Source organism: Acidimicrobiales bacterium, assembly GCA_041394185.1.
Classification (GTDB): domain Bacteria; phylum Actinomycetota; class Acidimicrobiia; order Acidimicrobiales; family Poriferisodalaceae; genus JAAETH01.
Window position 1 is genome coordinate 540,106 of record JAWKIQ010000001.1, and the last position, 10,564, is coordinate 550,669.

13 protein-coding genes are annotated in these 10,564 nt (G+C 66.1%); 4 read left to right on the top strand and 9 right to left on the bottom strand.

Features of this window, described 5'->3' with window-relative positions; translation table 11 throughout:
* Positions 1 to 57: 57 nt before the first annotated feature.
* The 3 genes from R2770_02610 to R2770_02620 are packed head-to-tail and all read left to right on the top strand — an operon-like array spanning position 58 to position 3,520.
* Positions 58 to 1,791, top strand: a complete 1,734-nt coding sequence (locus tag R2770_02610) for a circularly permuted type 2 ATP-grasp protein (protein ID MEZ5279337.1) — start codon at positions 58 to 60, stop codon at positions 1,789 to 1,791.
* Positions 1,788 to 2,648 (top strand): alpha-E domain-containing protein, encoded by an 861-nt coding sequence (locus tag R2770_02615; protein MEZ5279338.1) that lies wholly within the window; start codon positions 1,788 to 1,790, stop codon positions 2,646 to 2,648. Before R2770_02610 ends, R2770_02615 begins: the two co-directional genes overlap by 4 nt.
* Positions 2,645 to 3,520 (top strand): transglutaminase family protein, encoded by an 876-nt coding sequence (locus R2770_02620; GenBank protein ID MEZ5279339.1) that lies wholly within the window; start codon positions 2,645 to 2,647, stop codon positions 3,518 to 3,520. Before R2770_02615 ends, R2770_02620 begins: the two co-directional genes overlap by 4 nt.
* A 16-nt stretch (positions 3,521 to 3,536) precedes the next feature.
* Here R2770_02620 and R2770_02625 read toward each other — a convergent pair whose 3' ends face one another.
* The 6 genes from R2770_02625 to R2770_02650 all read right to left on the bottom strand — a co-directional run bounded on the left by R2770_02625 (position 3,537) and on the right by R2770_02650 (position 8,885).
* A complete protein-coding gene (locus R2770_02625; GenBank protein ID MEZ5279340.1) occupies positions 3,537 to 5,126 on the bottom strand; it encodes an ABC transporter permease subunit in 1,590 nt (529 codons plus the stop codon).
* On the bottom strand, positions 5,123 to 5,866 hold the full coding sequence (locus R2770_02630; protein MEZ5279341.1) for an ATP-binding cassette domain-containing protein: 744 nt from the start codon (positions 5,864 to 5,866) through the stop codon (positions 5,123 to 5,125). The genes R2770_02625 and R2770_02630 overlap by 4 nt, the downstream gene beginning before the upstream one ends.
* 22 nt (positions 5,867 to 5,888) lie before the next feature.
* Positions 5,889 to 6,842, bottom strand: coding sequence for a putative selenate ABC transporter substrate-binding protein (locus R2770_02635; protein MEZ5279342.1), 954 nt, complete (start codon positions 6,840 to 6,842; stop codon positions 5,889 to 5,891).
* A gap of 83 nt (positions 6,843 to 6,925) precedes the next feature.
* The gene (locus R2770_02640) at positions 6,926 to 8,038 is read right to left on the bottom strand and encodes a mandelate racemase/muconate lactonizing enzyme family protein (GenBank protein MEZ5279343.1); all 1,113 of its coding nucleotides are present in this window, start codon (positions 8,036 to 8,038) and stop codon (positions 6,926 to 6,928) included.
* On the bottom strand, positions 7,954 to 8,349 hold the full coding sequence (locus R2770_02645; GenBank protein MEZ5279344.1) for a 6-carboxytetrahydropterin synthase: 396 nt from the start codon (positions 8,347 to 8,349) through the stop codon (positions 7,954 to 7,956). The genes R2770_02640 and R2770_02645 overlap by 85 nt, the downstream gene beginning before the upstream one ends.
* Positions 8,350 to 8,417: 68 nt before the next feature.
* Positions 8,418 to 8,885, bottom strand: a complete 468-nt coding sequence (locus R2770_02650) for an SRPBCC family protein (protein MEZ5279345.1) — start codon at positions 8,883 to 8,885, stop codon at positions 8,418 to 8,420.
* Positions 8,886 to 8,953: 68 nt separating this feature from the next.
* On the opposite strand from R2770_02650, the gene R2770_02655 reads away from it, so the two are divergent.
* Entirely contained in the window at positions 8,954 to 9,487 is a 534-nt protein-coding gene (locus R2770_02655; GenBank protein MEZ5279346.1) for a TetR family transcriptional regulator, read from the top strand.
* Here R2770_02655 and R2770_02660 read toward each other — a convergent pair.
* Genes R2770_02660 through R2770_02670 form a run of 3 tightly spaced genes read right to left on the bottom strand, consistent with a single transcriptional unit; the run spans position 9,481 to position 10,552 of the window.
* On the bottom strand, positions 9,481 to 9,813 hold the full coding sequence (locus R2770_02660) for a monovalent cation/H(+) antiporter subunit G (protein ID MEZ5279347.1): 333 nt from the start codon (positions 9,811 to 9,813) through the stop codon (positions 9,481 to 9,483). The genes R2770_02655 and R2770_02660 overlap by 7 nt on opposite strands.
* Complete coding sequence (locus tag R2770_02665) at positions 9,810 to 10,079, bottom strand: monovalent cation/H+ antiporter complex subunit F (protein ID MEZ5279348.1); 270 nt, start codon at positions 10,077 to 10,079, stop codon at positions 9,810 to 9,812. Before R2770_02665 ends, R2770_02660 begins: the two co-directional genes overlap by 4 nt.
* Positions 10,076 to 10,552 (bottom strand): Na+/H+ antiporter subunit E, encoded by a 477-nt coding sequence (locus R2770_02670; protein MEZ5279349.1) that lies wholly within the window; start codon positions 10,550 to 10,552, stop codon positions 10,076 to 10,078. Before R2770_02670 ends, R2770_02665 begins: the two co-directional genes overlap by 4 nt.
* Positions 10,553 to 10,564 lie beyond the last annotated feature (12 nt).

Below are 10,564 nucleotides of genomic sequence, written 5' to 3' on the forward strand. Positions count from 1 at the left end.
GGTTCACGTGACGAGACGCTCGAACACCACAATTCGCTCTACGATCGCCGTCACTTCATGTCGACAGGTACTGAAATCCCCGGGGCGTTCCGAGACACCGAGAGCGAACGATCTCTACTCGACCCCTACGCGCTCGGTGTAGCGAATCGTTGCGACGAATTGGTCGAAGCCGACGGTAGACCCAGGGCCCACTGGGACCCCATCGCCCGAGGGCTCGACCGGTTGGGCATCGACGAGCTTCACAGGCGCCGCGGCGAAATCGAGCGCCTGCTCGAGCGCGACGGAGTCACCTACAACGCGGCGCCCGGTTCACACCGTGAGAGCTACGCGGGGGGACGCAGCTGGCTGCTCGACCCGGTGCCGATGGTGCTGCCTTGGTCTCAATGGGAACGAATAGAGCGGGGCGTCAAGCAGCGAACCGAGTTGCTCGACCTGATCATGACCGACATCTACGGTTCGCGGTCGTTGGTCGGCGATGGCTCGATCCCGGCGTCGGTTCTGTTGTCGGACCCACAGTTCTTGCGAGGTTGCCACGGAGTCCGGTTGCCGACGCCGCGACAACTCGTGGTGTCGGCCACCGACCTCGTCAACACTGCCGACCGAGGCTGGCTGGCCCTCAGCCACCGCACCCAGGCGCCATCCGGCGCGGCGTATGCAATGGAGAACCGCCGCGTTGTGTCGCGGGTGTTCCCCAGGCTGTTCCACGGATCCACCGTGCAACGCCTGGCTGCCTACGTGAGGGCCCTGCGTTCGGCCATGCGGGCCGTCGCACCGGCGGGCGTCGACGATCCCTCGATAGTGGTCTTGTCGCCGGGCCCCTTTTCGGAGACGGCCTTCGAGCACGCGTCGATCGCTGCTCAGATGGGATATCCGCTCGTTCAGGGGTCAGACCTGCGGGTCAGCGACGGTCGGGTCTGGTTGCGCACGGTGGGCGACAGGGTGCCCGTCGACGTCATCCTGCGTCGGGTCGACGCCACCTCATGTGACCCGCTCGAACTAGACCCCGAATCGACGTTGGGGGTGCCCGGCCTGCTCGATGCCTGTCGCAGGGGAGTGGTCAGCGTTGTCAATCCGCTCGGCGCTGGAGTGCTGGAAAACGCTGCGCTCTTGTCGCTGTTGCCTCGGCTTTGCAGAACCGTCCTGGGTGAAGACCTCGAACTTCCGGGCCCCGACAGCTGGTGGTGTGGCACCAACGAAGGGTTGGTCCGAACGGTTTCGGGTCTCGGCGACATCGTCGTGCGCTCGTTGTCGCGCAGCTCGCTCGACCACTCGGTCGATACGTCGATGATGTCGTCCGCCGACCTCGACGCCCTTCGAGCGCGCATCACATCAGAACCTCAGCGGTGGGTGGGTCAACAACGGGTCGAGCCCACCACCACACCGGCGCTGGGTGCCGGCGGGCTGGTTCCGAGGCCCGCAGTCTTGCGCACTTTCGTGGTCGGAACCCACGACTATTTGGTCATGAGCGGTGGCATGGCCAGGGTTGCCGCAGACGACTCGGGTCGACCGATCACCAACCGATCGGGGGCACTGTCCAAGGACGTCTGGGTGGTTGGAGGGTCGGCCGAGGTCGAGCGCGACTACTGGCTGGGCGATCTGCACACGGCCCCCAACACATCCGATCTGCCGTCGGCCAGCGCAGCAGAGAATCTGTTCTGGATGGGTCGCTATGCCGAACGCGGCGAGTTCACGGTGCGGCTGCTGCGCGCCGCCCACGGCCGCCTCGACGAGTTTGGGGGCCTCGATGCCGGCCCCGGGCCGCAGCGCTGCAAGCCATCGTCGACGCGGTGAACTTCGTGACCGGTGCAGTCCCCGCCACAACAGCGGGCCCGGGCGACATCGAGAGCGAGCTGTGGCGGCTGCTGGTCGATGGCGATCGGCCTGGCGCGGTCGCACACTCGCTGGGTCGCATGGCGTCAGCGATCGACAGTGTCCGCGACCAGATGTCGGTGGACACGTGGGTGGTGGTCGGGTCGCTCGACGATCGCCTGCAGCGGCTGCGGTCGCAACCCGATCACGAGGAGGCCGCCACCGACGCGCTGAACGACATGCTGCAGGGGTTGCTGGCGTTCGCCGGCCTGAGCCACGAATCGATGGTCCGGGACCGTGCTTGGCACTTCACCGAGGCCGGTCGTCGCATCGAACGAGCCGTGGGTCTGGTGAGCTTGATCGAGGCGGTGCTGGCTGTCGAGCGAACCGCATCGACCGAGAGCCTGATACTCGAGTCGTTGTTGACGGTGGGCGAGAGCATCATCACCTATCGCCGCCGATACCGCTCTCGGGCCGCCGTCTCGACGGTTCTCGATTTGCTGCTGACCGACGCGGGAAACCCCAGGTCGCTGCGGTTCCAGGTCGATCATCTGGCCCGGGCGCTGGCGGCTCTGGATGTCTCGCCGATGGTCTCGGGTGCCGCCATCGACGCCGTCGACGACATCATCCGTCTGGTCGACGGGCTGTCGTGCGCCAAACTGGCCACGCCAAACCAGGCTGGCAGTCGCGTGGCTCTGACCGAGACGTGCCGGGTCCTGCTGGGTCGGCTTCGCGATGCCTCCGACGCTCTTTCGGCCCAGTACTTCATCCGGTCGCTGCCGCAGCACTCGTTGGCGACCCGCCTCGAACCGTCCTATACACCGGGCGGCCAACCGTGATCTACGAGATCGTCCACACCACCCGCTACGACTACGACGCCGCAGTGTCGGCGAGCTATGGGCAACTGCACCAGATGCCCGCCGATCTCGACGGACAGGTGTGCCTCGAAGCAACCGCGACGATCGAGCCCCGGGCCGACTTCTTGTCTGAGCGAACCGACTACTTCGGCAATGCGGCCGCAGTGTTCACCATCCACGAACCACACTCGTCGCTGACCGTGACCAGCCGCTCGCTCGTCGACTGCTCGGGGCGCGACGAGCGTTTTCCCGAAGCTGCAGAACGAGTGTGGACGTCACACCTGGCGACGGCCCGCCCGCCCGGCGACATCGATGCTGTCGAGTTCGTGCTCGACTCGCCCAGGGTGACGCGCTCGCAGGCGTTGGCCGACTACGCGATGGTGTCGTTTGCGGCGGATACCGACTTGGCGTCTGGCCTTCTCGACCTCAACGGTCGGATTCACAGAGACTTCGAGTTCGACGCCGACGCCACCCAAACCGACACGCCGCTAGAGCGGGTCCTCGACCTGCGCCGCGGGGTGTGCCAGGACTTCGCCCACGTGATGATCGGCTGCTTGAGGTCGATCGGTCTGGCGGCCGCCTACGTCAGCGGCTACATCGAAACCGACCCGCCGGCGGGCCACCCCACGCTGGTCGGCGCCGACCGCACCCACGCCTGGGTTGGGGTGCATCTCGGCTCCGACGCCTGGATCGGCATAGACCCCACCAACGATCAGCTCGCGGGCGGGCGGTACATCACCACAGCTCGTGGCCGCGACTATGGCGACGTGGTTCCGATGAGGGGAGTGGTGTTCACCGAAGCGACCCGATCGGACCTGACGGTGACGGTGGACGTTCGCCGGACGCTCGCCTGACCGCTCCGAGGATGCCTCATCGGAGGGCGCGGCGAATGACCGAGCTGGCCCCGTCGATGACAACCGCGATGACGACCATCGCCATCAGGGCACCGGCGACAGCAGCGAAATCGCGGGCCGCCAGATGTTCGTTGATCAGCTGGCCCAGGCCGCCGGCTCCGACCACACCCACCACGACGGTCTCGCGGGTCATCACCTCCCACCTGTACAGCGTCAGCGATGCCAAGCGCGGGGCGGCCACCGGCAGGGTTCCGTACAAGAACGCCGATGTATCGGGCGCTCCAGATGCTCTGATGCGCCGGGCCGGGTGCGGGTCGGCCTCTTCGAACGTCTCGGCAAACAGCCGACCGACCACGCCCAGGTTGTAGACACCGAGCGCGACCGCACCGGGCCAGGTGCCCGGGTACAGCACCAACACGAACAGGAATGCCCACACCGGTGCGGGGACGGCGCGAAACAACAGCAACGTCAGTCGAGCCGCCGGAGCCACCAGGCTTGATCTCAGCGTCCGGCGCGAGGTCGTGAACCGCGAGCGTGCGGCCGCGGCCCCCAGCAGCAGTGCGCCACCGGCAGCGATTGCGACGCTCAGCACCGACATGGCAACCGTCGCCAACGATGCATCGATTAATTCGCCCAGTCCGCCGGGTCCGGTGGTGGGAGGAAACAGGTCGGCGACCAGATCGGCCGCGAGTCGGGGAGTGCGCCCACTCCACAGCGACGACACGCTGAGGTCGACGATCCACCACGAGAAAGGAATCAGACCCACTGCGGCCAGCACCGAATACCTGTTGCTGGTGACCGTCGACGTTCTGACCCTGGCCGACCACCAGTCGGCTAGTCCGCTCAACAACATCAGCGCAGCGACCAGGGTCCAGATCTCTCGATACCGCAGCGATTCGAAGCTGAGGTCGAGCTGAAACCCCAGACCACCGGCTCCGATCACACCCAGAACCGCCGCCGAGCGGATCGCACACTCGAAGCGGTAGAACGCATACGAGGTCAGTTCGCCTGCGATATTGGGCAAGACGCCGTAGGCCAGTGCCGACAGACGACCCGCACCGCAGGCTCGCAGCGCGTGATACGGAGCGCGGTCTGCCTCGTCGATGGTCTCGGCGAACACCTTCGTGGTCACCGCACCGAACGGAACGCCGATGGCGATGACCGCTACCAGCGGGTCAAACCCCAACACCTGTATCAACAACAGGGCCCACAGGACCTCGTGAACCGCGCGCGGAATCACCATGACGGCGCGCCACCACCGCTGCCACGCACCGGTTCCGGCGACCAACTCCGAAGTCAACAAGGCCCCGCCGGCACCCAGCAGCAGAGACAGAGCCGTTCCCAGTACCGCAAAGCCCAGTGTGGTCAGCGCCGCATCGGCTGTCAGGCGCAGGAACTCGACCGACAACTCGGGGCTGATCACCGCACGCCAGAAGCGCCAGAAGCTCGGCCAGCCGCCCCCGTTCAGCACCTCAGAACCCACGCCGGCCTCGAACGTGGCCCACACCAGCGCCGCTGCCATGGCGATGGCCACCCGCCGCCTGGCGCTGGACGATGTTCGGCGGTTGCTGGCTCTGGTGCGCACGCCGGTACGGGTCGGCGTCATCGCGAGCGCTCGTAGAGCCCGGCGATGTCGGTGCGCGATACCTGAGCGGTGGGCCGGTCGAAGACCACCACACCTTCCTTCAGGCCCACTATCCGGCCTGCGTGGCGAAGCGCCAGGTCTGGGTCGTGCATGCTGGCCACGACGGTCCACGGTTTGTCCGGGGCACACAACATGCCCATCAGCGAGTCGGCGAGGTCGGGGTCTACCGATGACGTGGGCTCGTCGGCCAACGCCAGGTCGGGCCTGTGCACCAGCAGGCGGGCGAATGCCACCCGCTGGCGCTCCCCGCCCGACAACGAATCGGTGCGGTCGTCGATGCGGTTGGCCAACCCGACCTGTTCGAGGGCTTCGAGAACCTCGCCTCGGCCAGACGGCCTCACAAGTGACCACGCGGCCCGACCCGCAGACCACGTGCCCAGACGGCCCGCGTTCACGTTGTGGATCACGCGCAGCGGCAGCGCCATGTCCAGGTGCTGGCCGACCGAGCCGATGCGGGCTCGGTGTTCACGTAGTCGCCGACCGCGAAGGCTCGTGGGGTCGGCGCCCAGCACGGTCAGCTCGCCCGAGGTCGGACCGACCAGCCCCGACAACAGCCCCAGCAAGCTGGTCTTGCCCGCCCCGCTCTGTCCGAGCAAAGCGACTCGTTCGTGCGGGGTGACCCTAAGGTCGACGGCGCGCAGTGCGTGGGTGTCGCCGTACGCGACACCCACCGCGTCCAGGTTGATCACCGGTTGTGACACTGCAGTGCAGGGTTGGCCAGGCTCAGCGAATGAGGCCGGCTTCACGCCCCACACGCTCTATGGCGTCGTAGTTCGTGTTGTTGGTCTCGATGAAGCCGCCCGCTCCGAACAGTTCGAGGATCTCGGCCTGCTCGGCGTCGGCTGGGTCGAGGCTGGTCAGCGCGGCCACGAACCGTTCGGTGAAACCATCGCCGAAGCGGGCGTCGAGGTCGGGCTGGGCAACCCAGTGATAGTCGTAGTAAGTCGGCGTGCGGAACACCTCGACCACCTTCGACGTGTCGATGACACCCTCTTCGAGACGAGAGTCCCATACCTGCGAGTTCAACGCGCCAACCTCGTAGGCACCTGCGGTTACCACCTCGATGGTGGCGTCGTGGCTTCCCGAAAAGCCCGGAGCTCCGGCCAGGTCAGAGTCGACATCGACGCCGGCCTCTGCAAGGAACGACTGTGGCATCAAGCGCCCAGACGTAGATGACTCGCTGCCGAACGTGAACGATCGGCCGGCGACGGCGCTGAGGCCAGAGACGTCGTCGAAGGGCGTGATGCCCGTATCGGCGCCGGCGATGAACACCGAGGTGAAGCGTTCGTCGATGTCGCGCTGGGCCACGGCGACCGCTCCGTCTACCTCCAACCGGGCTTGGACACCGGTGAGGCCGCCGAACCAGACGGCGTCCAGATCGCCGACGCGAAAGCCGGCGACTGCACCGGCGTAGTCGGTGACCGGAACGTACTCCACATCGACGCCGAGTTCAGCGGCCAGATAGTCGGAAAGGAGTCCGTAGGTGCGTTGGAGCCTCTCGGGCTCCTGATCGGGAATGGCCCCGATCGTCAGGGTCTCCTCGGATGCGGCGCCGTTGCCGTCGCCAGATGAGTCCGGGGAGTCGTCTCCGTCGCCGCACCCGGCGAGGAAGAACAAGGTCGCAGCTATTGCTGCCAGCAATGCCCGCCAACTGACGGACTTCGATGCGGGGCTCATGCCCGAATTGGGGTTGTAGGTGTCATAGGGCCCAAAACCTAGGCCGTGTTTGGTCGGTCTGCGCGATCGTTGCCGCGACTTTTTCAGACCGCGACTGCCCCGTCGACCACCTCTGGCACGTCCATGCCACTTGGGAAGCGCGCCGCACCCAACCAGGGCACCTCGAGCCAACGCACCGACGGTTCGACCGCGGCCCATGCCATGTTGGCCAGCAGCGAAGGTCCGAGCGAGAAGTTGTGAGGCGCGATGGCGACAGCGGAGTCGTCGGCCAGCGCCGAGATGGGCCCGGTCGCGCTGAGCCCACCACACTTGACCAGGTCGGGCTGCAACACATCGACGGCCGCGGCGGCGAGAAGCCGCTCGAAACCCGACGGGCCAAACTCGTTCTCGCCCGCTGCCAGCAGCGTTCCGCTGTCGTTGGCGACCTTTCGCAGCAGCGCCAACGAACGGTGATCGGTGTAGGGGTACACCGGTTCTTCGATCCACACCAGCCCGGCACGGCCAAGGCGGGGGATGGCCTGTGCTGCTTCGTCGAAGCTCCAGCGGCCGCTGACGTCGAGCATCATTGCGATGTCGGGGTCGAGTGTGCGGCGCACCTCCAGGATCAGCTCGACATCGGCCTCGTGCAGCTTGACCGCCCGGAAGCCGTGCTCGATGGCACCCGAAGCGGTGTCGACTACAGCCTCGGCATCGCCCAACCAGCTGAGGCTGGCGTAGGCCCTGACCGAGTGCTGAAACCGTTTGCCCAGCAGATCGGCGGTGTCTGAGTTGTTCCTGTGGGCCAAGAGATTCCACAAGGCGACGTCGACGCCACTGATGGCGATCGAAGTCACTCCCTCTGGGCCATATTGGGCGACGGCGCGCTGCATCTGGTCGTACACCGCCGCGATGTCTGACACACGGTCGATGCGTAGGCCTTCACAAACCGGCGCCAGGATCGTGTCGATGAACACCGCGATGGCCCTGACCGGGGTCCCGGGTGGTGCCGTGGGCTGGTAGGTGCCCCACCATGTCTCGCCTGTGCCAACCGCACCGGCGGTGTCGCGAACATGTACCAGCAGTTGCGGGTTGGCGGCGTCGGGCAGTAGCTGGGTCTGTACCGACTCGATGGTCAGGCCGGAGATGGTGCCATCTCCTTTGACAGGGTGACCTTGCGGCAGCGATCGAACTCGGTCGACTCGACCAGCGACAGCGATGTCAGGCCCGGAAGCTGGGGCTCGAGCAGGTTCCACAGCTGGCGCACGACTTCCTCGACCGTCGGCTCGTTCGACCAGACCAGAGGCTGGAATCCCTTCCACTCGCCGACGTCTTCGTGGGTGAGGTAATGGCCGGTCCAGGGGGCGACGGTGTCGGTGAGGATGCGCTCGAGATCGTCTGCCGGGAAGATCTTGGACGAGTGCTCGGGTCCCTGGATGGTCGCTTCGACGGTCCACGCGTGGGTGTGGATCAGTCCGTCGACCCTATGACCCCATCGGGCATGGATTGCCGCCGTGATGGTCAGGATCATCGTGCACCTCCTGTGTGTGCCCCGGCAGAGGGGCAGCTCATTTGACTCTCGTCGGCAGTACCTCCAGGTCAGTCCGACGTCGCGATGGTAGAACCACCACGACCCGGGTCGTCAAACCCGAGGCTCTCGGCCGCGGCCTTGATGCCGGCATTCTCCTTGGCCAACGACCTCGCGATCAGTGGTCTGAGCGCTCTGCCCGCGAGCTTGGCCATGCGTCCGTGCAGCTCGACCGTCAGCCGGTTGGTGGTCGTGGGGCCGCCTTCGATGTCGTGGATACCCACCGTGCGCATGCCCAGAGACCTGGTCTCCCACACAAACCGGCGCGGTCGATCCATATGGGTCACCGTCCACACCGCCGATCGCTGCCCGGGCTGCTTGAGCCGGACGCGCGACCCCGGGGCCAGCGGTCCGCCGTCGAGCCGAACGGCATATGTGATCGTGGGCGTGTGCTCGGGAAGCGCCTCTATGTCGACGGTCGCCTCCCAGACGGCCTCGGTTGACGCGTCGATTGTTGTCTCGTGCTGTATCGACAGCATGTGGGCCTCTCGTGTCTCGAAGTGTGTACCAAGTGGTACAGATCGGAACTCAATGTACCATCTGGTTCATGGCGGCGTCGGCACGCGAACAACTACTCGATCGCTTGATAGACGAGACCGCGGCCAACGGCTTGGCCGACCGCAGCCTGCGCGACCTGGCCGAGTCGGCGGGTTCCAGCCATCGGATGGTGCTGTACCACTTCGGTTCGCGGGAGGGTCTGGTGGCCGCGATCGTGCAGCGCGTCGAGGCCGACCAGATGGCTCTTCTCGAGCAGTTGGCAGCAGCTACCGACGATCCGGGAGAGTTGGTGTTGGGGCTTTGGGCCGCGGTCAGCGCGCCCGAGATGATGCCGTTTGTACGGCTCTTCTTCGAGTGTGTGGCAGCCACCGGCGGACGCGGCCTGACCGATCCGTGGCTGGAGCTGGCCGGGCGCCTTGCCGTCTCGCTGGGCATCGGTACCGACAGCGACGAGCTGAGGCTGGGAGTTGCGGTTACGCGAGGGCTGCTGATCGACGTTCTGGCGAGTGGCGACGCGACGGGCGCGACACGCTCGCTGGAGCGGTTCGTGGCGATGTGGGAGAGCGCAAGGGCGGCTCAGTGAAGCTCGGGCGACTCGTCCTCGGCAGGTGCCAGGTCGTCGCGGCACAGATGTGAGTTGTCGTACGTGCGATGAACGGCACGGAACAACAGGTGAACCCCAACCGGCATGGTCAGAACCATCGCCGCGGCGGCGATCACCAGATATGCGGCACCATCCCAGCCCAGCTCGAACGAAGCCCCCGCGGCAACGATCAGGAACGCGACCGGGCTGGCCTTACCCGCCGAATGGAACCTCGCATACGGCGTCGAGAAGCGAAGAACGCCAATTCCGGCCAGCAGCGCCACAGCGGCTCCGGCCACCATCAAGATCTGGGCGAACACGGTCATGGCTGCTCCACGGGAAGGGCTTCGTGCTCGAGGAAGCGACTGGCGGCAACCGTGGCGGTGAAGCCCACGATGGCCAGAACCACCAACAAGATCAGGTTCGAGGTGTCGGAGCGCTTGGCCGCGTCGACGGTCACCGCACCCATCAGCGACATCAAAGTCACATCCAATGCGATGATCCTGTCGCCCAGCGTCGGGCCGACCAGCAGGCGGTAGGTCCCACAAAGCCCCGCAAGGGCAAAAGCGGCAATGGCGATCGTGTACATCATCGGTCAGCGCCTCCAACCGTCGATCCGACCGGCGGCACCGGAAGGGCCTCACACGCCAGATCGGCCAGGAGCTTCGCATGCGCCACCGTGTCGTCGATGCGATCCGCGTGGAGCAGATGCAAGTACAGGCGACCCGTGTCGGGGTCGGCATCGACCACAGCGGTGCCCGGCGTCAAGGTGATCGCAACCACCAGAAACAGCAGATGTTGGCGGCTGGGAGACTCCACATCGACGGCGACAATCGCCTCCTCTGTGTGGTCGGTGGGCGTCAGGATCTCTCTTGCCACGTTGAACGTCGACAGCAACAGGTCCACCAACACCAGCCAGATCAGGCGAACCAGCGGAACGATACGCACCCCACCTCGCCCCGACGTGCCGACCCCAGAGGCGATGACCAACGTCGATACGGCCAGGCCCGACAACAGGTTCGCCACCGACAACGACTGCCACAAGCCGCACCAGGCGACGGTCATCACGGCAATTGT

What these genes read in the sequence shown, in the direction of transcription:
- R2770_02645 (MEZ5279344.1), bottom strand. Translation starts at nt 8,349, where the DNA reads ATGATCCTGACCATCACGGCGGCAATCCATGCCCGATGGGGTCATAGG.
- R2770_02650 (MEZ5279345.1), bottom strand. Translation starts at nt 8,885, where the DNA reads ATGCTGTCGATACAGCACGAGACAACAATCGACGCGTCAACCGAGGCC.
- R2770_02670 (MEZ5279349.1), bottom strand. Translation starts at nt 10,552, where the DNA reads ATGACCGTCGCCTGGTGCGGCTTGTGGCAGTCGTTGTCGGTGGCGAAC.
- R2770_02635 (MEZ5279342.1), bottom strand. Translation starts at nt 6,842, where the DNA reads ATGAGCCCCGCATCGAAGTCCGTCAGTTGGCGGGCATTGCTGGCAGCA.
- R2770_02655 (MEZ5279346.1), top strand. Translation starts at nt 8,954, where the DNA reads ATGGCGGCGTCGGCACGCGAACAACTACTCGATCGCTTGATAGACGAG.
- R2770_02660 (MEZ5279347.1), bottom strand. Translation starts at nt 9,813, where the DNA reads ATGACCGTGTTCGCCCAGATCTTGATGGTGGCCGGAGCCGCTGTGGCG.
- R2770_02625 (MEZ5279340.1), bottom strand. Translation starts at nt 5,126, where the DNA reads ATGACGCCGACCCGTACCGGCGTGCGCACCAGAGCCAGCAACCGCCGA.
- R2770_02610 (MEZ5279337.1), top strand. Translation starts at nt 58, where the DNA reads ATGTCGACAGGTACTGAAATCCCCGGGGCGTTCCGAGACACCGAGAGC.
- R2770_02665 (MEZ5279348.1), bottom strand. Translation starts at nt 10,079, where the DNA reads ATGATGTACACGATCGCCATTGCCGCTTTTGCCCTTGCGGGGCTTTGT.